This is a genomic window from Streptomyces nigra (assembly GCF_003074055.1).
In the GTDB taxonomy this organism is placed as follows: domain Bacteria; phylum Actinomycetota; class Actinomycetes; order Streptomycetales; family Streptomycetaceae; genus Streptomyces; species Streptomyces nigra.
Genome location: NZ_CP029043.1, coordinates 7506031 through 7530504, shown reverse-complemented (window position 1 = coordinate 7530504; position 24474 = coordinate 7506031). Strand labels below are relative to the sequence as shown.

7 protein-coding genes are annotated in these 24474 nt (G+C 72.7%); all 7 read right to left on the bottom strand.

The features are described 5' to 3' along the window. Positions 1–116: 116 nt before the first annotated feature. Complete coding sequence (locus tag DC008_RS34595; RefSeq protein ID WP_108710408.1) at positions 117–18662, bottom strand: hypothetical protein; 18546 nt, start codon at positions 18660–18662, stop codon at positions 117–119. A 72-nt stretch (positions 18663–18734) separates the two neighbouring features. Continuing rightward, positions 18735–19109, bottom strand: coding sequence for a hypothetical protein (locus DC008_RS34590; RefSeq protein ID WP_108710407.1), 375 nt, complete (start codon positions 19107–19109; stop codon positions 18735–18737). Next, on the bottom strand, positions 19109–19564 hold the full coding sequence (locus DC008_RS34585) for a YbaB/EbfC family nucleoid-associated protein (protein ID WP_108710406.1): 456 nt from the start codon (positions 19562–19564) through the stop codon (positions 19109–19111). The genes DC008_RS34590 and DC008_RS34585 overlap by 1 nt, the downstream gene beginning before the upstream one ends. A 180-nt stretch (positions 19565–19744) precedes the next feature. Then, positions 19745–23053, bottom strand: a complete 3309-nt coding sequence (locus tag DC008_RS34580) for an AAWKG family protein (RefSeq protein WP_108710405.1) — start codon at positions 23051–23053, stop codon at positions 19745–19747. Positions 23054–23080: 27 nt separating this feature from the next. After that, the gene (locus tag DC008_RS34575; RefSeq protein WP_108710404.1) at positions 23081–23551 is read right to left on the bottom strand and encodes a type VII secretion system-associated protein; all 471 of its coding nucleotides are present in this window, start codon (positions 23549–23551) and stop codon (positions 23081–23083) included. A 122-nt stretch (positions 23552–23673) separates the two neighbouring features. Beyond that, positions 23674–23982: a WXG100 family type VII secretion target gene (locus DC008_RS34570; protein ID WP_055620471.1), complete on the bottom strand. Its 309-nt coding sequence runs from the start codon at positions 23980–23982 to the stop codon at positions 23674–23676. An 88-nt stretch (positions 23983–24070) separates the two neighbouring features. After that, entirely contained in the window at positions 24071–24406 is a 336-nt protein-coding gene (locus DC008_RS34565) for a hypothetical protein (protein WP_108710403.1), read from the bottom strand. Positions 24407–24474: the final 68 nt, after the last annotated feature.

Below are 24474 nucleotides of genomic sequence, written 5' to 3'. Positions count from 1 at the left end.
ATCTTGACAGGGCGAACGGGTGGGGTGTCACCCCTGACTCATGTGCCCGAATCCGACAGGCGTCCGGCGCTTTCGCGTGAAACCTCGAGGGACGCGCTTCGCCCTGTCAGGTCGGGTCAGGTGGGGTCGGTCTGCTGGATGCTGTCGCCGCGGTTGTTGATCGCGAGGTAGGTGCCGATGCGCCGGAAGTCGTTGATGACGCCGAACATGCTCTTGTCCGACGGGACGAGTGCCCGCAGCGGTGAGTCGGCCGGCAACCGGGCGAGGAGCGCCTGCTTGTAGGCGTTGAAGACCTTCGCCGTGTAGCCGGGCTCCGTCGCCGCGTTCATCCGGTGGTCGTTCGTCACCGCGATCGAGGCGAGGTCCATCAGGTAGCAGTCGATCAGGTCCGTGACGTCCCGTGGCTGCGCGCCCTCCACTCCGGCGGCCGCGTCCTGCTGGAGGATCCCCGCCATCGACACGACGATGTCGCGGTAGATCGCGTGGCGGGTGCTGCTGGGGAACGCGGCCATGATGTGGTCGGCCTGGCCGGCGCCCTCGGTGTTCATCGTGCGGGGGGTGCGCAGATCCGTCAGGCCGGGTCCGGCGAGCGGGACTCCCGCGAACATCTCCTCCTCGTCGGGGATGTTCGTGTTCCGGGAGGCGAGGGGGTGCAGGCCGATCTCATGGGCCAGCATCCCCATGATGTGGCCGATGTCGTACTTCTCGAAGTAGTAGCTCGCGAGGTTGATGTCCACCCCGGCCTCACCGCGGTCGATCACGTCGGCAGGCGTCTCCGTGGTGCGCACGCGCAGGGTGATGCGGCAAGGACGGCCGCCCACGTACTCGCGGATCGTGTCGTGCCTGCGCAGCAGGTCCATGATCCGGAGGGCCTTGGCGAGGTATCCGTCGTCCGTGAACCTCAGATTCGTGAAGGTGAGGTTCCCCGAGGAGAACGGCACGTACGCGGGCTCCGCCGGGGTGGTCGCGTCCTGCGGCATCCGTGCCGGGACCGCGTCGGCCGCCCCGGAGCCGGGTCCGGGCTCGGGCAGGGAGACCGGGTCCACCCAGACCGACGTGTGCGGATCGGGTACGGCCGCGGCACGGGCCGCGTCCCAGGTCGGCGGGGTGTCCGTCGCCGGGGCGGGTGTGACCTCCCCGATGAGGGCGCCGAGCAGGGCCAGGTGCCGGTCACGGAGACCACCGGCGGCGAGCGAGGCGTCCTCGGGGGGCTCGTTCGGGGCACCCAGCAGGCTGCCCGGCACGTGCGGGCGGTGCGGGGACGCCGCGTCGCGGTACTCGTCGCGCAGGCCCAGCTGGTGGGTGAGCTCGTGGACGAACTGGACCGGGTCGGCGTCGGCCCACCAGCTGTTCTGGTCCATCGGCCGGTCCCGGCCCACCAGATCCACCGTCAGGTGAGGGTTCTCGGACGGGTCCACGTGCTCGACGGTCACGTGCAGGCGGTCCCCGTTCGGCAGAGGGTGGGCGGGGGTGTTCAGGAACGCGCGCACCCCTGCCGTGAGCCGTTCGCGCACCCGCGCCACCTGGTCCTGGGGGCCCCGGATCGCCAGGCGCACCGTGAGGTCGGTGACCGGCTCGCCCTCGTACGAGAACCGCCGTGCGTCGAAGCCGGCCCGCACCACGAAGCGCGGACGGCCGTCGCGCGGGCGGGGTGCGACCGCGTGGGCCCGCTGCGCGGGCGCGTCCTTGCCCGGCGACAGCCGGGGTCGCGCCTCGTCGCCCGCGAGGGGCTGCTGGATGCTGTCGCCGCGGTTGTTCGTCGCCAGGCTGGTGGCGAGCTGGGCGAAGTCGCGTACGACGCCGAAGAGTCCCTTGTCGGCGGGCAGGAAGGGGCGGGATGGGCTGTCCTCGGGCATGTGCTGGCCGAGCAGGGCCTTGTAGGCGTTGTAGACCTTGGCGGTGTTGCCGGGCTCCTTGGCGGCGTTCATGCGGTAGTCGCTGGTGACAGCGATGGACGCGACGTCCATGAGGTAGCAGTCGATGAGGTCCGTGACGTCCTTGGCCTTCGCACCCTCCACGCCGGCCCGCGCGGCCTGGGCCAGCAGGTCGGCCATCTTCAGGACGATGTCCCGGTAGATGCCGTGCCGGGTGCTGCTGGGGAAGGCCGCCATGATGTGGTCGGCCTGTCCCGCGCTGTCGGTGTTCATGGTGCGCGGCGTCTTCAGATCGGCCAGCCCGGGCACCGGGAGCGGGATGCCACGGAACATCGCTTCCTCGTCCGGGATGTCCCGGTTACGGGAGGCGAGCGGGTGGAGGCCGATCTCGTGGGCCAGCATGCCCATGACGTAGCCGATGTCGTACTTCTCGAAGTAGTAGCTGGCGAGGTTGATCTGCACACCGTCGTCGCCCAGGTCACGTACGTCGGCAGGCGTTTCCGTGGTGCGCAGGTGCAGGGTGATGCGGCAGGGGCGCCCGCCGATGTAGTCCCGGATCGTCGGATGGTCCCGGAGCAGTTCGATGATGCGGACGGCCTTGTCGCGGTACCGCGCGTTCGTGTGCTTCAGGTTGGTGAACTCGAAGGTGCCGGACCTGAAGGGCGTGAGCGTGCCGTCCTGCGGCATGCGGGCCGCGATCTCGGGTTCGGTGTCCCCCGGCCGGGTCCTGGGCAGCGAGACCGGGTCCACCCACACCGACCGGCGGGTGACCGGTGCGGTGCCGGTACGGGCCGCGTCCCAGGTCTGCTCCTCGTCCTGAGGGTGTGGCGCCGGCGTCACGGGCCCGATGAGCGCGGCGAGCAGGGCCAGATGCCGTCCTCGGAGGCCTGCGGGGGTGAGGGACGCGTCGTCGGGCCGTTCGTCCAGGGCGCCGAGGAGGCTGCCGGGGATGTGGGGGCGGTGCGGCGCGTCGGCGTCCCGGTACTCGTCGCGCAGGCCCAGCTGATGGGTGAGCTCGTGGACGAGCTGGACCGGGTCGGCGTCCGCCCACCAGGTCGTCTGGTCCATCACCCGGTCGCGTCCCGCGACGTCCACCGTCAGGTGCGGGGAGTCCTCCGGCCGGACCGCCTCGACGGTGACGTGCAGCCGGTCGCCGTTGGGGAGGCGGTGCCCCGGTTTGTTCAGGAACTCGTGCACACCCGCGGTGAGCCGGTCGTACACCTGGGCCGTCCGGGCGTCGGTGCCGCGCAGCGCGACACGGACGGTGAGGTCGGTGACCGGTTCGCCGTCGTAGGAGAAGCGGCGTGCGTCGAAGCCGGAACGCACCACGAAGCGGGGGCGGTGGTCGCGTCGCCGCTGTGGCGCCTCCGTCGGCTGCGGGTCCGTGCCGGTGCCTGCCCGGGGAAGGCGCGGACGGGCTTCGTCGGTGACGGCGGTGCCGGTCTGGATGCTGTCGCCCTGGTTGTTGAACGTGAAGCTGGTGCCGAGACCGAGGAAGTTGCCGGTGACGTTGTACCAGCTCTTGTTCGCGGGCAGCAGCGGCCGGACGGGGCTGTCGTCGGGCAGCTGCGCGACGAACATCTCCTTGTAGGCGTTGTACACCTTCGCCGTGTAGCGGGGTTCCCAGGCCGCGTCCTTGCGGCGGTCGTTGGTGACCGCGATGGTCGCCAGGTCCATGAGGTAGGTGTCGATCAGGTCGGTGACGTCCTTGGCCCGCGCACCCTCCTCCCCCGCCCGGACGTCCCGGGCCAGCATGTCCGCCATCCTCACGACGATGTCGCGGTAGATCGCGTGGCGGGTGCTGCTGGGGAACGCGGCCATGATGTGGTCGGCCTGGCCCGCGCCCTCGGTGCTCATGGTGCGCGGTGCCTTCAGGTCGCTCAGGCCGGGTACGGCGAGCGGGACTCCCGCGAACATCTCCTCCTCGTCGGGGATGTTCGTGTTCCGGGAGGCGAGGGGGTGCAGGCCGATCTCGTGGGCCAGCATCCCCATGATGTGGCCGATGTCGTACTTCTCGAAGTAGTAGCTCGCGAGGTTGATGTCCACCCCGGCCTCACCGCGGTCGATCACGTCGGCAGGCGTCTCGGTGGTGCGCAGATGCAGGGTGATGCGGCAGGGGCGCCCGCCGATGAAGTCACGGATCGTGTCGTGCCTGCGCAGCAGGTCGATGATGCGGACGGCCTTGTCGCGGTACGTCTCGTCGGTGTGCCTCAGGTTGGTGAACTCGTAGGCACCCGATCGGAAGGGGGTGACGGTCGCGTCCTGCGGCATGCGCGCCGGGACCTCGGCCGGACCGGTCCGGGGCAGGGAGACCGGGTCGACCCAGACCGACCGTCGGGTGACGGGCGTGGCCTCCGTACGGGCCATGTCCCACGTCTCGCTCTCCTGCTGCGGCTGGGGTGTGACCTCGCCGATCAGGGCGCTCAGCAGCGCCAGGTGCCGCTCACGCAGGCCGGCGGCGGTGAGCGAGGCGTCCTCGGGCTGTTCGTCCAGGGCGCCGAGCAGGCTGCCCGGGACGTGGGGGCGGTGGCGGGAGTCGGCGTCCCGGTACTCGTCGCGCAGGCCGAGCTGGTGGGTGAGTTCGTGGACGAGGTGAGCCGGTGACGCGTCCGCCCACCAGGTCGTCTGGTCCATCGCCCGGTCCCGGCCGACGAGATCCACGGTGAGGTGCGGTGAGTCGGCGGGGTCCACATGCTCGACGGTCACGTGCAGCCGGTCGCCGCCGGTCAGGCGGTGGGCGGGGTCGTTGAGCAACCGCCGTACGCCGTCGTCCAGTCGGCGGCGTACCTGCTCGGCCTGGTCCTCGGGTCCCCGGATCGCCAGGCGCACCGTGAGGTCGGTGACCGGCTCGCCCCCGTACGAGAAGCGGCGGGCGTCGAAGCCGGACCGAACCACGAATCGAGGGCGGTGGTCGCGCGGACCGCGTGGGACCGGCGGGGTGGCGGTGGGCTCGTCGGGCGCCACCGTCCGCGGCAGCCGCGGGGATGTGCCGCGCGCCGGGGAGCCGGGGAAGTCGTCGGTGTCCATGGCCTCGTCGCCGGACTCGTACTCGGACGACGACCCGGCGGGGTACTGCTCGTGCGCCCCCTCGGTCCGCTCGCCCTGGAGCACGCCGCCCTGGTCCAGGTAGGCGCCGATGTCCTCCGCGTTCTCCCTGATGTGCTGCACCAGAAGCGGCCGTTCCCGCATCCACTGGGGCATGCGCCAGCCGGGGAAGAACATGCCGTGGGTGCCGGACGCCTGGACGCGGTGGCCGAGCGGGCGCCCGATGTGCTCGTTGACCGCCTGATAGGCCAGGTCGCACGAGGCGCAGGCCATCTTGAACCCGCCCAGCGGCAGCGTTCTGGGCGCGTCCGGGTCGCCGGGGTTGTTCTCCCAGTGGGCCACCCAGTGCCCGAGGAGGGTCAGTTCGCCATGCTCGGAGCCGTGCTCCCCGGGTCCCGGGGTGCCGTCCCGGCCCGCCACGTTGAGGACGCGCGGGTTCGCCAACGCGCGCTTGACGAGGTCGAGTTCGGGCGAGTCGGGATGGTAGAGGCGATACCAGCCGGTGGCCAGCGCCCGCAGCTTGGTACGGTCCCGGACGTCACGCGCGACACCGGGGCGCCGGCGAGCCAGCCACCGCTCGTCGCCCCGCCACCGCTGCCGCTCCCCCGTCAGACGCCGCCCGTCCTGCTCGGCCGCGGACTCGTCGCCGAGGAGCGTGTTCCACTGCTGCTCCAGGGTCTCGTCCCACACCTCCGCGTCGTACTGCTCCTCCAGCCACGTCCGCAGTCGCTCCTGTTCGGCGGTCCGTGCGGCGTGATCGCGCTCCTCCTGGTCGAGCCGGGCAGCCCACTGCCGGTGCGACTCCTCGTCCCTGGACCACTGCTCGAGCTCCCGCACGCGCCGGGTACCGCCCGGCTCCTGCCCCGTGACGAACCAGCGCAGCTCCTGCTCGACCAGGGCGGCCTCGTCGGCGGTGAGCGCCTTCGCGCCGGTGTTGCCGGCGATGCCGAGTGAACCGTCCGGCAGCACGGTGACGGCGATGTGCGGGGTGACCTGGGCGTCGGCCTGGCGGTCCGGCTTGCGGAGCACCTCCTTCACCAGGCGGGCGATGCGGTCCAGCATCCGCAGCGTCACCTCGCGGTCCCGCTCGGACGTGCCGGGCGGGCTCGTCTGAGTGAAGGGCACCCCCGTCCCGAGGCCGAGCACCTCCCGCAGTTCCTCGTACTCCTCGGACGACAGCCGGCCGGCCTGCTCCACCTGGTCCAGGGTCTCGGGCACACCGATCCCCGTGTACTCGGTGAACGCGCTGTCGAACGCCACGTCCGGGAAGCCGCCGAGTCGTGCGTTGCGCCGCCGGACCACGTCCAGCAGTGCGTCGGCCCGCAGCTCGGGCTCCTCCAGCAGGGTGGCGAACTCGACCGCGAACGGGTGCTCGGGGCTCGTCTCGACGGCCTCCCGCTCGCTCTCGGAGCCGGAGTCGAGGTCCATCTCGCCGTCCGAGTCTCCTTCCGCCCTCGTCGCCCCGCCCGCTCCCGACAGTGTGTGGAGCTCGTACGCCTCCTCCTCGCCGGGCAGGCCCGGGAGGTCACCGTCGGTCGGCGGGGCGGTGGCCGGATCCGGGCCCGGCGCGGGTGCCGGGGTGCGCGGGAGCAGCGGGACGAAGTCGCCGCCACGACGCCGGAGTCGAAGGTGCGGGCCCGCCTCGCCGGACGGGCCGGGGTAGGTGTGGGCGGTGCCGTTCTCCTCGACGAGCGTGACGGTGGTGCCCGTCGCCGCGGCGGCCCAGGCGGCGACCGCGCGGTCGGCCCCGGGGCCCCAGGGTGCCTCGGCGAGATGGCGGCGCAGGTGGGCGTCGCGGGCGTCCTGGCTCGGTGCGGGCGCGCCGGGACGGACGACGAGGGGCGGGGGTGCGAAGAGCGTGTCGCGCTCGGCGCGAGAGCCTGGCAGGCCGTTCAGGCGCATCAGCTGCGCGGGGGGCATGTCGGCGCGCCGGCGCAGTCGTCCCGCCTCGTGGCGGTCCAGGCCGGGCTGTCGGGCCGCGTGTTGCAGGGCGGTGGAGAGCGCGCCGAAGAAGCCGTTGCCGCGGCCGGTGGGGGTGCCCTGGGTGTGGGTGGCGCCGTCCGGTGCGGTGAGGACGCCGTCGCGGTCGAGCCGGTAGCGCGGGCCGGTGCTGTCGGCGGGCGGGTGCCAGGGCGGGGTGGCGTGGCTGCGGTGTGCCGGGGCGGGGTCCGGGATGCCGTCGTCCGGGGCGGTGGCCGAGGGGGTCGGCGTCGCCGGGAGCGGGGTGACGACCGGGGCCGGGGTGCCGGGTGGCAGGGCGGCGTGGAAGTAGCCGTCGGCGGCAAGGAGGACGGGGTCGGTGGCCGGGTCGACGGCGGCCGGGTCGGTGCCGTGCGGGAGGAAGCGCTGCTCGCGGCCCTCGCCGGTCACGACCGTCACCGGCGTGCCGAGGAGCCGGGCGGCGAGGGCGGGCAGCAGGTCGGCACCGCCGTGGTCGCCGGCCCGGCGTTCCGACGGGGCGGGGTGTGCGGAGTCCGCGGCCGCGGTGCCGCCCTGCGGCGGCTCGCTCGTGAAGGGCCTGAGCAGGGCGGCCGTCGCGAGGGCCACCCGTTGCCCCGAGGTCGGCCAGAGCGTCTGCGGGAGGCGGCCGAACGCGTCGAACTCGGCCTGCTGCGCGGGGGTCAGCCGCACGCCCGCGAAGTCGAGCTCCGCCTGGGTGAATTCGTCCGCGGCGTCGAGGGCGAGGGTGTCGAGCAGGTCCTCGTTGCGGCTCTCGCCCAGTTCCCAGGCGAGACGGTTGCGGGCGGCCCGGACGGCCTGTTCGGTGATCGCCGGATCCCCGGGAGCGGCGGTGAACCGGGCCGCGAGGCCGGCGCCGAGGAGGTGGGGCAGCCGGCCGCGGTCCTGGGCGACGGCGATCAGCGCGTGGAAGAACGAGGCGCCGTCGTGCGGCATGTCGTGCACCTCGCGCACCAGCGTGCCGTCCGGCGAGGTGAGGGTGCGCGGGGTCGTCTCGGTGGCGTCGGCGATGCGGTACGGCTCGGGCGCCTCGGAGCGCCAGGCCGGTTCGGTGTACTCCTGCGCCCGGTCCGGCACCGGGACGGATGCGCGGCCCTGGTGGTGGGCGGTGAGACGGGAGGCCGCGAGGTGCAGGCGGTGGTGGTCGGCGGCGGCGGAGTCGGTGTGCGCCTGCCGGCGGCGGACCTCCTCCCGCGCGGCCTGCCAGGCGGCGACGGCCGGCGACTGGGCCACGGCCTGCGGCAGGACGGTCGGCCGGTCGGGGTCGTCGTCGCCGAGCACCGCCTGTTCCTGCGGGCTCAGGCCGAGCCAGGTCTCGCGGGCCCGGGCCCGGGCGTCGTAGTAGGCCTTCTCCGCCGCCGCGAGATCGCCGGCCGCCTTCGCCATGGCGTCCCAGGCCGCGCCGACCTCGTCGGGGAACGTGGTGTCGTCCAGGAGGCCGTAGTCGCGGGCGATGTCCTCGCGCAGCCAGACCAGGGCGGTGGTCTCGGCCTCGGCGGCGCGCGGTCCGCGCTCGGCCTTGCCGAGCGCCCGCAGCGGGCGGCTGTCGGTGAAGTGGTGGTCCACCTCGGCCACGGTCAGCCAGCTCACCGGGATCGCGAAGAGCATGCTGCGGTCGGTGACGACCTTCAGATGCGTGCCGAGGGTGGTGTCGACGGTGCCCTTGAGGGCGGTGCCGTCGTTCGCGCCGCCGACGGGTACCGAGGCACCCGGGTTGGTGACACCCGCGTTGCTGTTGCCCGCGAGCGGCGACGTACCGACCATGCCCTCGACGTTGTCGGTGATCCCGGCCTCCAGCGCGTCGGAGGTCTTCGACCGCTGCATGGCCTCCATGCGCGGCTTGTTCTCGACGGCGAGGAGCCGGGCGCCGGCGCGGTGCATCCTCGCGTAGAGGCGGGAGTCCGCGGTGTGGGACTGGCCGAGGAGACGGGCGGACGCCTGGGCGGGGAGCTGTGAGCCGTTCGCGGCGAGGGCCTCCCGGAATCCGGCGGTGAGGCCGACCTGGGTGGTGGCCTCCTGCTGCGCCTGCGCGGGGGCGGTGCCGGGACCGGTGAGCGGGGTGAGGCGCGCCATGCGCACGCGTTCGCTGAGGACGTGACCGGTGTGGCGGCGGCCCAGGTCGCCGTCGCCGAGGCCGTCGGCGCGTGCGGTGGCGAGGGTCAGGGCGTCCTGCACGTTGGCCGCGCCCCGGATGTCCACGGCGAGGATGCCGGAGCCGATGCGGTCGTCGAAGGGCAGTACGTCCGGGTCGGCGCGGCCGGTGCCGTCGTCGCCGGTGCGCCAGGCGGCGATGCCCGGCGGGCGCGCCTGTTCGGCGGTCAGCATCCTCACGGCGCGCTCGGGTTCGGACACGTCCTCCTCGGTGAGCATGCCGTCGGTGCCGTCGTCGGTGGGGGTGAGCAGGCCGGCCGGGACGATCTCGTTGAGGGTGCCGACCGACGCCACGGCGCGCGGGGACAGGAGATCACCGGTCGCGTCGGTCATGGTGACGGTCAGCACGTAGCTGGTGACGATCTCGGCGTGCGCCTGGGTGGTGGCGATGTTCGGCATCGAGGTGCTGCCGGTGGTCTCGGTGCGGGTGCCGGCGCGCTGCTTGGCGGCGGTGCCCTGGAGCGAGGGGTTGGCGAGGAGGATGCCGCTCTCCGCCGCGCGCTGGCCCGTGGCGAGGGTGACGTCGGCGCCCTGGTCCTGGGAGGTGCTGTGGGAGTCGTCGCGGGCGGTGGTGCGATAGTCCTCCAACTCGAAGCCGGTGCGCAGCCGTTCGACGGTGGTGGTGACCGGGGTGAGCTTGAACCGGACCTGCGCGGGGCTGCCGCCGACCGGCAGGCGGCTGGGGTTCCGCCAGGTGCGGTGGCGCACCGGCAGAGTCATACCGTCGGTCGTCAGCTCGTGCAGATGGGCGCGCAGGAAGTCCGGGGACAGCCGCTGCAGGACCTGCTCCCGGTCGTGCGAGGGAACGCCGATCCTCGCCATCCGCCCCATGAGCTGCTGGGCGGCATGACTGGCGTCGAGCTGGCCGCTGGGATGTCCGGGGAAGCGGCGGCCGCGCAGGAAGGGGGGCACGCGGTAGCCCCGGCCGAGGTTGCGCGGGGTGGTGGTGCCCAGGCCGTCCGGGGCGAGCCCGGCCTCGATGGCGTCCTGCATGGGCAGATGGAACATCACCGCGTCGCGCACCCGGTGCAGCGCGGCGGCGGCGCGCCGGGGGGCGAGTGCGCGCCCGAGTCGTCCGGACAGCCGTCCGGCGGCGGAGCCGACCGCGGTGCCGGCGCGGGTGCCGACGGTGCCCATCGCCGCGGTCCAGCGGTCCCGTACGGCGATGGTCTCGGCGGTGTCGGCGACCACCAGGTACATGCGGCCCGCGTAGGTGAGGGTCGTGTTGCGTCCCCGGGTGAGGGTCTGCGCGATGCTGCGGCCCTTGCCCCAGGCGTATTGGAGTGCGGTCGAGTAGGACCCGACGACGGCCGGTCCGCCGGGGGTCTGCTGGAGCGGCATGTCGGCGCCCTGGACGCCGAGGGTGGTGCGCGACACGGTGCTCGCGCTGCCGGCCACGCGGTGCTCGTTGCCGAGGGTCGCTTCGAGGCTGGCCGCCTTCGGGTCGCTCATGACGCGCAGGTTGTCCAGTTCGCCGCGGACGGCGGCCTTCAGGTAGTGCGTCTGGAGCGGTCCTGCGCCGATCAGCCCGGTGATCCGGGAGCCGAACGGGCCGAGATACTGGCCGAGTTGGCCGGCCACGTGCAGGTCGGCCATGGCCCGCCGCAGTGCGCTGCGCACCGGCGCGCCGGGCGCGCTGACGTGCCAGGAGGTGCCGGAGGCGCGGTCGGCGGTGTCCTGCATCAACTGCTGACGCTGCGCGCCGCCTTCGGTGCTGAGAACCACGTGCGGGGCGCGCAGCAGTCTGCGGACGAGCCGTTGCCCCGCCGAGTCGGTTCTGGGCAGGGGGCGGGTGCCGTCGAGGAGTTGGTCGGCCTCGACGGCGGAGAGCCGTACGGGTGCGGCCGCCGGTGCCGGTCCGGCGGGCGGCGGGTCGGCGGGTGCGTACCGGTCGGAGCCGTGCGCGGCGGGCACGGCGAGTTCCACGCGGCCCACGGTCTCGCTGCCCCGGTGGAACAGCGGCCGCTCCTCGGCCTTGCTGACGAAGACGCCGGCGCCGAGGAGGCCGAGCGAGACGAGCCGGGCCCAGCCGCGCGGGCGCCGGTGCCCTTCGAGGGAGGCGCCGAGTTCCACCTGGTAGCTGTAGAGGTCGGCGCCGTTCTGGAAGGTCAGGTGGTCGTGGGTGACCGCGGCCGTGCTGCGGGTGCCCTTCTGTTCGGTCCTGGCGTAGCGGGCCCCCACGGACACGTTGCCGGTCTGGCGCGGCACCCCCGCCTCGGGCACCTTGTCGTGGTCGCGCGGGGACACGCCCACCTCGATGCCCGCGGACAGGGTGGTGGACGCCTGCTGGCCCTGACCGGACACCTCGGTGCCGATCACCGCGTTGCGCAGCGAGCGTTCGCTCATGGTGGTCTCGAAGCGGCGGTCGGTGAGTCTCGCTCGCAGGATCAGCGTGTGATGGCCGCGGCGCACCTTGCCGTCCTCGGTGAGGGTGACCGGCACACCGGTGGTGGTCAGGTCGTCCAGACTCTGCGCCAGGGTGGGCCGGTTGAGGGCCTCGCGGACCTGCCGGTCGTTGTGCAGCGCGGTCCGCATCCTGCCGTCGCCGTACCAGAAGCGCGCCAGCCGCGGGTGCCGCAGCATCGACGGCGGGACGAAGAGGGACGGGTAGGAGCGGTGCAGCGTGTCGAGGACGGTGTCCGCGAAGACGCGCAGCGGATCCTGGGCGGCGGGGGGCCCGGCCTGGTTCCGGGTCCGGTCCGGCGGCTGGGTCTGTCCCTCGGTCGCCATGGTGTTTCCGGGGCGGTCGGGGCGGAAGCCTTCGGCGCGGACCTGGCCGCCCAGGTGCACCGGGTCCTCGCGGGTGAGGTACCAGGGCACCGGCGGCTCGGCGTCCGGGTGGGGGCCGGTCCGTCCGGGTGTCCGGCTGTCCCAGCCGGCGAGCCGGCGTGCGTCCTGGGTGGAGATCCAGTCCAGGCTCACCACACGCACCGGACGCGCCGCGGACGCCGGCTCGCCGGCCTTGCGCACCATGAGGGTGCGCTCCACCCGGTAGAGCGCGACCGGCTGGTTGCGCAGCCGTCCGGTGGTCTTGCGGGCCGCGTCGGTGCCGAGCTGGTGACCGCGCCCGGAGCTGAGGTCCGCCCGGACCAGCGGCCCGCCCTGGAGGCGTACGTCCGTTTCCGGGCCGACGAGGGTGTGGTTGGGGCCCGCGGTGATCTGGATGCCGAAGCGGGTGTCGCGGACGTGACCGCGCTCGTTCTGGTACGTGGTCTGCGTGAGGTCGCGCAGCTCCGCCTTGACCGACTCGGCGACCAGGGTGGCGCGGTGCGGGATCGACCGCTCCACGACGAGGTGCCCCAGCGGACGCAGGGCGCTCCCCCGGGTCAGCTCGGGTCCGCTGACCGGCCCGGCGAACCGGCCGAACAGGGCGAGCAGCCGCCCCGGGCGGACGTACGAGACGAGGGTGCGGTGCGCGGAACTGCCGGGCCGGGCACCGGACAGGGCGAGCGCGACGTCCTCGGGCGGGTCCACCAGGTGCAGTCCGGTGACATCCGTCATCCGCGGCTCCGTCCCGTCCGGGAAGGTGAGCGCCCGCGGGGCCCGGCGGGGGCCGTTGAACGGCACGGTGAGGTCGTCCGGCAGGCGCCAGCTCAGGCCGTCCCGCATGGCGAACCGCGCGGTGTGCACCTCGCTGCGCCGCCAGTTCGGTCCTGTCGCGGACGAGGCGGCCGGGCCAGGCGTCTTCGGTGCCTCGGTGACGCGTTCCACCCGTACCCGGTAGTGCACGTCGTCCAGGTGCAGGTGCGAGCCCTCGTGGGCGCGGTGCTCGGTCTGGTCGTACGCCTGGGTGCCCAGGGAGTAGTCGGTGCGGCGGGTCCAGCCCAGTGAGACGCCGATCTTCAGCAGCCAGTTCAGCGGCGGGCCCATGCTCAGCGCGGCGGCGATCCGGCGTCCGTGGCCGACGCTGCGTCCGCCGCCCGTGCCGGCCTGGCCGCGCCGCATGGTGTCCACGCGGGTGGTACCGCCGTGCACGTCGGAGAAGCGTTCCCAGCGGTGGTACGGGATGGCCTCGACGGTCATCTCGTGGCCGACGCCGGACTTCTCCCGCCCCACGAGGCGTGCGCCGCGCGGGGCGGTGAAGGCGGCGGGCTGGTGGGTCAGCAGGCGCAGCAGTTCCGCCTCGTCGAACTGGTCGCGGAGCTTCTTCGGCAGCTGCCCGAGGATCTCCTCGGCGACCTGCTCGGGCGAGCGCAGGGTGAGCACGCCGGGGCCCGCGAAGAGGCCGGTCGGCCGGTTCCGGCGGGTGCCGTCCGCGTGGGACGCCGGGGTGCCGTCGCCCGGGCCGGGGTCGGCGGCCGGGTCGATGAGGACGGCCGGCAGCCGGCTGCCGTCCTCGAAGGTGACGGTGCGCGGCGGTGGGCCCGGGGGGCGGGCGTCCGGTCCGGTCAGCAGGCGGGCCGGGCGGTGCCGTTCGAGCTGCGTCTCCAGCGGCACCGGGTCGCCCCGGTCGGGGGTCTGGGGGGGGGGGCTGTCGAGGTCGGTGATCCCGCCCATGGCGCGCAGCCACGCGCCGAAGGGGTCGTCGCCCTCCGGCTCGGCGGTGGCCGGGGGCTCGGGGGTCGTGACGGTGTCGGGTACGGGGGCGATCGGGGCGCTGGCAGGGACGAGGGCGTCGTAGTGGTCGGTGCCGTTGTAGGCCAGGTGCAGGGTGCCGCCACGGCCGCCGGGATGGAGGGGGGTGACGAGCGTGGTGGCCGGTGCGTGCGGGTCGGCCTGGACGAGACGCAGGTCGAGGTCGAGGGTGTGGGCCAGCGCCTGCGGGAGCACGTCGGCGAAGGGAGAGGCCCACAGCCCGGCGTGTTCGGCCGCCGCGGCGACCAGTCCCTCGGTGCCGAGGCGGCGCGCGTCGTCCGGGGTGGGCGCGATCTCGGCGAGCCGCGGGTAGCGGCTGTTCCTGACGACGCGCCGCCAGCGCCGGGCGTCGCCGTGCTCGACGACGGCCTCCGCGATGCCGTTCCAGCGCTGGGTGATCCTGCGCTGCGCGTCGGGGTCGCGCACCCCGGCGAGTGCGGTCATGCGCAGGTCGTCCACCACGGCGAGCACCGGGTCCGGGGTGGCCTCGGCCGCCGCGGCGGCCAGTTCGGAGCCGGCGATCCGGTCCCGCAGCAGGCCGCGCAGCCCGGCGACGTCGCGCGCCGCCCAATGGGGCGGGACCTCGTGGGCGCGCGCGCTGTCGAGCAGCGCCCGGAACAGGCAGTTCCCGCCGCCCGGTGTGTCCAGCCGCCTGAAGGTCCGGCCGTCCGCCCGCACGGCGTCCGTGCCCGTGGCGTCCTTGCTGAACAGGGTCAGGTCCTCGGCGAGGCTCTCCGGGCGGCTCGGCGCCGGAGCGAGGTCGGGCCTGCGCCGGGCGAGTTCCGCGGTGTCCTCGGCGCTCAGCGCCAGTTCGGACAGCGGCAGCGGAGTGCTGGACAGGGACCAGGTGATCCGCGCGGACGGCGCGTAGGTCAGCCCGCGCACGTCGTCCGGGGAGACCGGGGTGTCCGGCGGGAGCGCGGGAGGCGGCGGGGGCAGCAGGGCGTCTAGTGTCGTGTCCGGTGTGGCGGAGTCGCGCAATGCGGCGGCGGCGCGCAGGAAGTCGGTGTACTGGTGGGTCGTCGGTCCGGTGGCCGGGTCGACCGCGGCACTTGGCCGGTCGCCGACCATCCGGCGCAGCAGGTCCGGTGTCATGCGGCCGTCGCCGTAGCGGGAGGCGGTGTCGGGGTTCAGCCAGCGCAGACCGTCCACGTACGCCAGCCCCGCGAGCAACTCCTTGTTCTCCGGCCGCTGTTCGGCGTCCGGACCGAGAACGTCACGCAGGGTCCGGATCTGCTGGAGGGTACGGGCCCGGACGAAGGCGTCGGCGGGGCCGGGGCCCGCGTGCAGACCGGCATCGCGGGCGAGAGCGTCCAGGTCGGCGCCGCCGGGCTCCGGGGTGAACAGCCGCCAGCGTCCCGGCCCGTCCGTGCCCTCGGTGAGTACCGCGCGGACGTCGCCGTTCCCGTCCCGGGCCGTACCGACCTCCGTGGTCGGCGCGTACACGGGCCGTCCGGTGCGGTTCGCCACGTGCTGGGCCACCGGCAGCCCCGCCACCTGCGGCTGCCGCCCGGTCTCGCAGGAGAACAGCACGAGGGGCCGCGACCGGTCGCCGTCCCGCGCCCAGGACTTGAGCACCTCCCCGAGCTGCACGCCGCTGACCTTGACGGCGGGGTGTGCGGCGGCGTCGGTGCCGAGTGTGACGGTGCGCGGGGTGCCGTGCCCCACGAAGTAGTCGGCGCCCTCGTCGGTGCCCGCGCCGGGCAGCTCCGTCGGTGGGCCGGTGAACACCGTGCGGGCCGGACCGGACGGGGTCGGGCCCGATGTGGTGCGCACCCCGCGGAAGGTGTCCTGGTCGAGCAGCCCCCGGCGGCCCGTGTCGCGCGGCGTTCCGTCGTCGGCGGGGTCCTGCGAGACGGTCAGTGTGCGTACGGCCCGTCCCGGCCGCGGTGTCGCGGCGGTCTCCGGCACCCAGCGGCGGAGCTGGCCGAGCGGGATCGTGTGGCCGTCCAGGGTGGTGATCACGGTCGCGCGGGCCGGTGTGGCGCCGTCGTCAGGGGACCCCTCGTGCCCGGCGCTCCGCGTCGGCCGCACGACGACGCGTCCTCGCGGCGGCTGGGCCACGGGTGTGTCCGGTGACGCGGGTGGAGGCGGCGTGCCGTCGGCCCCGGGCCCGCGTCCGCCGGCGGTGCCGGGTGCGGTGCCGCCGGTTTCATCGGCCTGCCCCGACTCGAGGTGCAGGTCGGTGGCCGTCTCCGTCCAAGGGCGGGACAGGGTGACGAGCTTGGCCGCCGGGGGTACGGCGGAGGCGCCGGGGTCGAGGGCGGCTCCCTTGCCGCGCGGAGGCGTCGCGGACTCCGTGGGCACCTTCTCGGGCGGCGGGGCGGTGGTTGCGCTCATCGGACCGCCGGTCGTGGTGGTCGTGGTGGTGCTCTCGGTGGCGGGACGAGGTGCGGGGCCGAGCGCGTCGGCCAGCGGCACGAGGATGTCCGCGCCGGGGAAGGCCGTCTCCGTGGTGACCGTGTTCGTGGTGGTGCCGTCCGGCCTGGGCACTGAGTTCGTGAGCGGACGGACGCGGACCGGCGCGCCCGGACCCTCCCGCGTCAGCTCGACGGCGGTGCGGGGCGCCCGACCCGCACCGTCGGCCGTGACCGCCGGCCCCAGGACGACGGCGCGGTCCGCCCCGGCGCGGTCCAGCAGGCCCGTCGCCTCGGGCGAACCCTCCGTAGGGGGCGGGACCTCCGAGACGACGATCGTCAGCGGCGGAGCCGCGTACGACCCGGCGGTGCTCATGATCGGCGGAACGCCACTGAGGTCCAGGTCCGGTGTCAGGACGTCGTCGGAGGAAGAGGGCGCCCCGGCGGGGAACGCGGCCTCCTGGGAGGTGTCCGGGGAGGCGGTGCCGACCGGAGCGGATGTGGTCTCCGCGGAGTCGGAGGTCTCCGTGGTCACGGAGGGCTGCGCGGAGCCGTCCTGGGCGACCTGCGGGCCGACCTGAACCGTCGTGCCGTCCTGCGCGCGGTGCGGACCGTCCGCGACCACCGTGCCGTCCTGCGCGACGCGTTGATCGACCGTAACCGTCGTGCTGTCCGGGGTGCGCGTGCCCTCGGCCCGCGGGCCGGTGGGAGTTTGGGAGCCGTGGGAGGCCTGGGAGCCGGAGGGGGTATGGGTGGCCCCGGGCGTGGGCGAAGCACCCGGCCGGGCGCCGCCGGTGCCGGAACCGGGTGCCTGCTGGGAGGAGTTGGACGCCACGGGGCTGCCCCCGGCCTGGCCAGGAACCCCCTGCCCGGCCAAGCCGTCGGTGCCGTTCTCTACGATCCGGTTCGAACCGCTGGTGACATCGACGTCCCGCGAACCCGTCCCCCCGGCCACGTCCGCCACCGTCGTCGCCGTGCCGAAGCCGTCCAGGGCCCGACGGACCTCGTCGGCGGCGACCTGGAGCGCGGGCCCCTCCCCGAGCGGTACCACCCGGACCTCGGGCACCTGCGAGAGCGCGCCGTGGAGGTTGTCGCGGACGTCGATCTCCGTGCTGCCGGGCGACTGGGCGCCGCGCAGGGCGGCGATGTCGTGCAGCGCCTGCTCACGGACGTCGGCGGGGCCGTTGTGGACCTGCTGCCACAGGGCGTTCTCGGCGGCCGTCGCGGGCAGCGCGCCCGGGGTGTACGCCGGGGGGTCCTGGGGGCTGTAGGGCGGGGGGTCCGCGCTCGTGTACGGCGGTGGGCTGTCCGCGGTACGGACCGGCGTGAGCGTGCGCGGGGAGCCGGTGTCGCCCGTGAGGTCCGTGTCCGGGGCACCGCCGGTGCGGCCGGGGCCCTCGCCGTCCCGCGTGTCCGAGGAGTCGGCCGTGTCGCGGGTGCCGGTGTCCTGGGTGTCGGTGCCGCCGGTGGAGACGGTGGGCGGCTGGTGGCGCAACTTGTCGATGACGTGGCGCAGTTCGGCGCCGCTGTTGAGGGCGGTGTCGGTGAGCGTGGCCTCGACCTGGCTGCTGATGCCCGCGCCCACGAAGGTGGACCAGCTCGTGGACCAGTCACCGTCGAAGGCGCCCTTGATCAGGATCTCCGCGAGCGCTTCGCCGGCGCCGGCCGCGAGGAAGTCGGAGGTGCCCTTGATGCCGTAGTGCCCGGCCAGTGCGCCGGGTCGGTCGGCGTTGTCGCGCAGGATCTGGCTGTTGCGCCACAGGTTCGGGTTGTTCCGGAAGGACAGCGGGTCGTTCCGGAAGGTCGGCGGCGGGGTGTGCGGGACGCCGTCCGGGCCGTTCGCCTGCGGGCCGGGGTCCGGCCGGTCCTTCGGGGTAGGACTGGGGCCGGGGTCCGGCTTGGGGCCGGGGCCGTGGTTGCCGAACTCCGGGTTCGGGGTGTTCTTGAGGTCGGGGTTGGGCTTGAAGTCGAGGTCGGACCCGTCCTTGAGGAAGTTCGTGTCATAGCTCTTGACGATCTTCTTCGCGATGTCGTCGAAGATGCTGGTGAGGAAGCCCGCGGCGGCCCCGAACGCGGCGGACTTCAGGATGTCGTTCCAGTCGAAGCCGTCGGGACGGCGGCCGTTCGGCGCGAAGTTCATCATCGCCAGGCGCACCGCGAAGGTGGTGAACGCCTCGGCGAACGCCTCGGTCAGCGAGGGCGCCAGGTGCAGCCGCTGGAGCAGATGGCTGAGCGTGGTCAGGATGAGGAAGCGGCTGCGCAGCTTGGCCATCATGATCTGGCTGGCCGAGGCGCCGCCGGTGAAGAAGGACATCGCCAGGTAGATGGCGATCTCGATGAGCAGCCGGATGACCTCGGCGATGACCTGCCACTTGGACTCCATGATGTCCATGGAGGTCTTGCGGCGGCCTTCGGCGATCTTCTCGAGTTGTTCGGCGAACTCGCGCAGGTAGTTCTTGCCGCCGTCGTCGATGAGCATGCCCATCGCCTTGGCGTACGACTTGGACAGGTCGTCCGGCATCACCTCGGCGATGTCGTGGATGGACTTGTCGATCAGCGAGGACAGCCGGTCCACCTTACGGCCCAGGCCGGAGTAGGGCCGCCGGCTCTCGTAGGCGAGGTCCTCGTCCGCGTCGATGAGCTTCTCTCCGGTGAGGATGAAGATCATCGCGTTGACCTCGGGCGATGCCTTGATGCTCATACGCCGCCGTCCCGTGAGCAGGACGGAGCGGCCGCTCCCGGGGTGCTGCGGAGGCGGCCGGCGGTGCGGGGATCAGCGACGGCCATGCCCGCCCGGGCCGTCACCGTTCAGGCCGTCGGTCTCGATGCGGCTGTCGGCCCGCTCGATGTTCTCGATGTGGCGGTCGCGGGTGTCCTTCATCATCCGGACCTGGCTGACCGTGGCGTCGGTGATGCCCACGACCGCGTCGCGGATGGACATCATCGTCTCCTTGGTGGTCTGCCGCTCCTTCTGCTCCTGCGGCTTGGCCTTCTCCGCGAACTCGCCCTCCGTTCCGGGCCAGGTGACGGTGGGCGCGAGGTCGTCGAGGAACTCCTCGGTGATGTTCTTGGCCAGGGCGCCGATCTCCTCGAGCTGCCTGGCCAGGGCCTCGATACGGTTCGGGTCGGCGTAGTAGCGCTGTCCCATCAGTCCTCCCCGTCCTCGCCGAGGGCGTCCCGCCAGGCGGGGGTGGCCCCGGTGTCGCGGGGCGTGTCCTCGTCGTCGTCACGCAGCACCTCGGGGCCGAAGATCCGCTCCCAGTCCACCTCGAAGCCCTTCAGCTCCGGGATGCCGCTGCTGGGTTCGGTGAAGGGCGCCATCGCCTTCATCACATGGCGGTTCATCTTCAGGCGGGCCGCGTTCGCCGCCTCCAGAACGCTGGCCGCCAGCTCCTGGGGCGACATGGCGCGGTACTTGTTCTCCAGGAACTCGATCCCGGACAGCTCGCCCTGCGGGCCGACCGTGGCGCGGACCGCGCGGTCGGAGGACAGCACCGTGAACGACGCCTGCCGCAGCTCGCGTTCGGTGCGTGCCACCGCCTCCTGGGCGGCCTGGAGCTCGGCCATCGCCTTCTCGAGGCGCTTCTCCAGCGGTTCCGTCACGCCCGCTCCTTCCTTCGCCGTCGGTCGCCGGGTGCGCCCGGCGGTTCGCCCTGCGCGCCCGGCCCCGCTCGACGGTCCGTCAACTGCCCTGCTGATCTTGCCCGGTGAGACCCCCGCCGCGAAAGCGGGGGCAGGGTGTGATGCGTCTCCTGGGGTGCCCGCCCCCCGCTCGGGCGGGACTCATCGACCGATGACGGCGGGTGTGCCGCCCTCTTCGGTGCCCCACACGTCGGTGTCCTCCTCCAGGTACTCGGAGCTGGTGACCCTGGCGCGGCCTGGCTGCGTCTCCTCCTCGGGGGAGTCACCGCCGGTGGTCGCCACACGGGACGCGGGAGCGAGGAAGGTGTCGTCGTCCTCCTGACGGTTCCACGGGTTGCGCCGGCGGCGGTTGCGGCGTTCGCTCTCCTCCGCCGCGTCGACCAGTACGGCGCGCACCCGCTCGCCGTTGCCCTTGTCGCCGCCTGCCCCCATGCCCCCGGCGCCCATGCCGCCCATCGGCATACCGGGGCTGCCGGGCATGCCGGGAGCCCCCGGTGCTCCGGCGGCCGGGGCGAGGGGTGTGGCGGCGTTGTCGGCGGCGCCGTCCGAGAGGGGATCGACTCCTGTTCCGCCGGAGCCGTCCGCGGTGACGTGGCTCTCCCCGATGCCGACGCCGGGTGCCGCGTCGCCCGCTCCGCCGCCGACGCCCAGATCGGAGAGCGACAGGTCCTGGACGGAGGTACCGCCTCCGGTGTCGTCGAGGCCGCCGCTCGGCAGATCGCCGAGGCCGTCGAGGAGGTCCGAGGTGTCCCGGCCGCCGGACGTGTCGAGATCGTGCAGGTCGATGCGCTCGGTGTTGCCCTGCGGGTCGGTGACGGTGGCGATGCCGGTGTCCGGGTCGATGACCTGCTTGCTGCCGTCGGGGAACTCCGTGGTCAGCATGCCGTTGTCGAGGCTGGTCCGTGAGCCGTCCGGGTTGGTCACCGTGGCGCCGTGGGTGAGGTCGGTGGTCGTGGTGGTGCCGTCCGCGTCCGTACTGGTGAGAAGACCGCTGTCCGGATCGAAGCTGATCCTGCTGCCGTCGCGGAAGTCGGTGGCGATGTCCCCGTCGCTGAGCTGGGTACTGCCGCCGGTCGGGGTCTCCAGCCCGCTTCGGTCGCTGTTGAGGTTCCCCAGGTCGCCGAGGTCGGTCTCCGACTGGGTGGGCAGGTCGAAGTCGATGTCGCCCAGGTCGGCGTCGGCGTTGCGGCTGTTGAGATCGCCCAGGTCGCCGAGGTTCTGGGTGGTCGTGGTGCCGTCGGGGTCGGTGGTGCTGACCTGCCCGGTCGAGGGGTCGACGGTCTGGACGCTGCCGTCGGGGAAGGTCGTGGTCAGCTTGCCGTCGTCACCGAGGGAGGTGACGGAACCGTCGGGGTTGGTCACCCGGGTGCCGTCGCCGAGGTCCTGCGTGGTGACGCTGCCGTCGGGATGCGTGGTGGTGAGGACCCCGCTGTCCGGGTCGAAGCTGGTGCTGCTGCCGTCCGGGAAGTCCGTGGTGAGCTTGCCGGCGTCGAGCTGGGTCGTGCCGCCGCCGGGCGTCTCGACCGGACCGCCGCCCGCGTTCAGGTCGCCGAGGTTCCCCAGGTTCTCGGTGATGACGTCGTCGACCGAATTGTTCGCGTTGTTCGCGTTGTTCGAGCCGCTCTGTCCCGAGTTCACCGCGCCGAGGTTGCCCAGGCTGGTGATGCCGGGGGGCGGGGTGGACGTGAAGGCCTCCTGGTCGCCGCCCTGGCCGTTCACGTCGCCCAGGTCGCCGAGGCTCTCGGTGACCGGGGTGTTCTGGTTCAGCAGGTCGTCGAGGCCGTCGAGGTTCTGCTGATTGACGCCGTTGGGGTCGTTGAGGCCGCCGAGGCTCTCCTCCATGGCCTTGGCCTGCTCCTCGGCCAGGCGCTTGGCCTCCTCCTGCTCGCGTCGCTGCTCCTCGCGGAGTTCGTCCTGGTACTTCTTGTCCTCCTCGCGCTGTCGGTTCTGCTCCTCGCGGAGTTCGTCCTGGTACTTCTTGTCCTCCTCCCGCTGGCGGTTCTGCTCCTCGCGCAGCTCGTCCTGGTACTTCTTGTCCTCCTCCCGCTGGCGGTTCTGCTCCTCGCGCAGCTCGTCCTGGTACTTCTTGTCCTCCTCGCGCTGCCGCTCCTGCTCGGCGCGCAGCTCGTCCTGGTACCGGCGGTTCTCCTCGTTCTGCCGGTTGATCTCCTCCCGCTCCTCCTCGGCCTTCCTCTCCTCGTACTCCTCCGAGGCGGTGCTCGTCGACTTCGGCTTGGGCACGTTGCCGGAGAAGTCGCCGCCCAGGTCGAGGAAGTGGTTGTTCAGGTTCGACTGCACCTCGGCGGCCGGCTTGCCCAGGTACTCGTCGACGCCCTGGCTCCAGATCTTGACGGCGGCGTCACCGACCTTCGCCCAGTTCGCGATGTCGGTGAGGTCTCCGTACTCGGGGTGGACCTGGGTGAAGCCGGCCTGCGGGCTGTGGCTGACCGTCGTGGTGTAGCGGGAGGTGTAGGACTTGATGTCCGTCTTGGCCACGTTGTTCGCGTCCACCCACTGGGCGAGGTCGTCCAGGACGTACCGCAGGACCTGGTGGGGGTCGTAGTACGGCGACTTGGCCCAGGCGAGCCATGCCTCCAGCAGCTTGTTCGCGGCGTCCTCGAGGTACTTGCGGCCCAGCGACAGGGCGCGCGAGTACACGGTGCCGCCGCTGACCGTCCCGTCGCCGGCCGTGGGGCTCTCGTCGAAGGTCTCGACGTAACTGTCGTAGTTCTCGCGGATCTTCTTCAGCAGGCTGCGGAAGACCTCCGCGGCCTCGCCCTTCCAGCTCGCGTCGTCTCGGCCGAAGCGGTCCTCCCAGTCCTTCAGCACGACCGCGTGGTCCCTGAAGAACTTGGCGGCGAAGTCGAAGGACTCCCCGGTGGTGTTGAAGGAGTTCAGGTCCACGACGTCGGCCCCGGGCACGCCCAGGTTGCTGAACCGGGCGTCCGCGGTGTTGCCGCCCAGGAGGGCGAGGAGCGCCGCCCGCGGCCCGTTCATGTACCGGGCGAGCGGGATGGTGCTCATCTTGTCCTTGTTGTAGTCCGTGAACTCGTTGCCCTCACGGACCTGCGCGTCGCGGACGTTGTCCGATCCCGGACTCGCGAAGATGATCTCCTCGCCCGCCTTCACCCGGCCCTCGAAGACGATCCGGGCCTGCATGATGGAGCGCTTCTTGCCGCTGTCGAAGAACCAGATGTCGTAGTCCTCGCCCTTGTTCGTCAGGAATCCGGAGTCCTTGACGAGCAGGCTGAGGCTGCGCTCCTTGATGTCCATCCGGAACAGCTTGCCGCCGTGCTCGGAGCGCAGGGAGTCGAAGATGGTGGCGCGGTCGGGAACCGGATAGCCGGTGATGTGGGTGACCAGGGTGGCCCAGGTGTCGGTCGACGGGTCGCCGGCGTTGTCGAACTTGTCCAGATTGGCGACGGAGTTGGGATCGTACCGATCTGCCACCGGTGGCGCCCTTTCTGTTCGGTCGGGTCAGGACTCTTCGTCCGGGTCGCCGGTGCCGCCGGCGGTGAGGGTGTCGACCTCGTCGAAGGTCTGGAGGAGTGTCTGGGCGTCGATCGCGTCGAGGTTCTTGTCCTTGGTCTTGTTGGCCTCCTCGATCGTCTCGGTGAGGGCCTCCTTCAACTCCTTGAAGAGGTCCATCTGGTCGCCGAGCAGTTTGTCGATGGCCTCGGCCGCGGTGCGGATGTCCTCGATCAGCTTCGGCCCCGAGACCAGCGGCTCGGTCACCATCCTGCCGATACGCAGGAGTTGCTTGTCCTGGGCGAGGTTGTCCGGCGTGGTGTGCCCGTCGATCAGGTGGCCGAGCGGACGGATGTGGGTCCCGTCGCCCTCCTCCTTGTGCTTCTTGGCGGCGGTGTGGACCGGCTGTACCTCGTTGTCCCGGAAGTTCTCCATCTGCTTGAGGTCGAAGTGCTTGACGTCGGCCTTCTCACCGGCCATGGGACGTACTCCTGAGGCTTGGTGCGGGACGGGGACACGGGGGCCCGGCAGGCGCCCCCTTCACGGACGACGGCCGGGCCGCGCCGCCGGACCCTCGACGGGGAGGAAGCTCCGGCGGTGCCCTAACGGGCCCGCACGTTCCCCCAGTTGTCGGCGCTCCTGCGCTCGTCACGGGAGTGGTTGTCGTGGATCGTCTGGATCAGCTCGCCGTTGTCGCCAAGGAGCTGGGCCATGTTCTTGGTGGCCTGGTCCCACTCGGCCTGGACCTGGCGGTAGGTCTCCTGGTCGGAGCCCTCCCAGGAGGCGACGAGCGGCTTGAGCTCGTCCTCCAGGTTGTTGAGGGTCGTGATGATCTGCTGGGTCTGCGCCATCAACTCCTCGATGGCGTTGCGGACCACGGGGTACTGCACGTCGATGATGCCGTCGGCCATGACGTCTCCTCTCGTACGGCCGGGCGCCGGCCCGGGAAGCTCGCGGGGGTCCGGCCTCGCCGTGACGGGGCCGGTGCTGCCGGTCGGGTCAGCGCAGCGCTTCGAAGACGCCCTGGCTGGTCTTGCTGTTGAGGACCTCGGTCAGGTCCTGGTTCTCCTGCGCCAGACGGTTGGCGGAGGTGACGTTCTCCTGGAGCGCGTCGACCATCTTGCTGATCTGGATGACGACCTTCTGCGCCTCGGCGTTCCAGCTGCGGAAGAGCTTCAGCAGGGCCTGGCCCTCGTCGCCGCCGACGCCCGAACGCGCGGCGATCTCGGCGACGTTGTTCTGGATCTTCTCGACCTGGTTCCGGGCCGACTCCAGCGAGGAGACACCCCCCAAGCCCTTGGCATAGTCCGCTCTCCTCGCGGCGCTGTCCGCCATGTCGCGCTCCCTTCGTTCAGCCCTGTCTCGTCACGCGGTTGCCCGCTGAGGCTAAAGAGAAGCCGGTG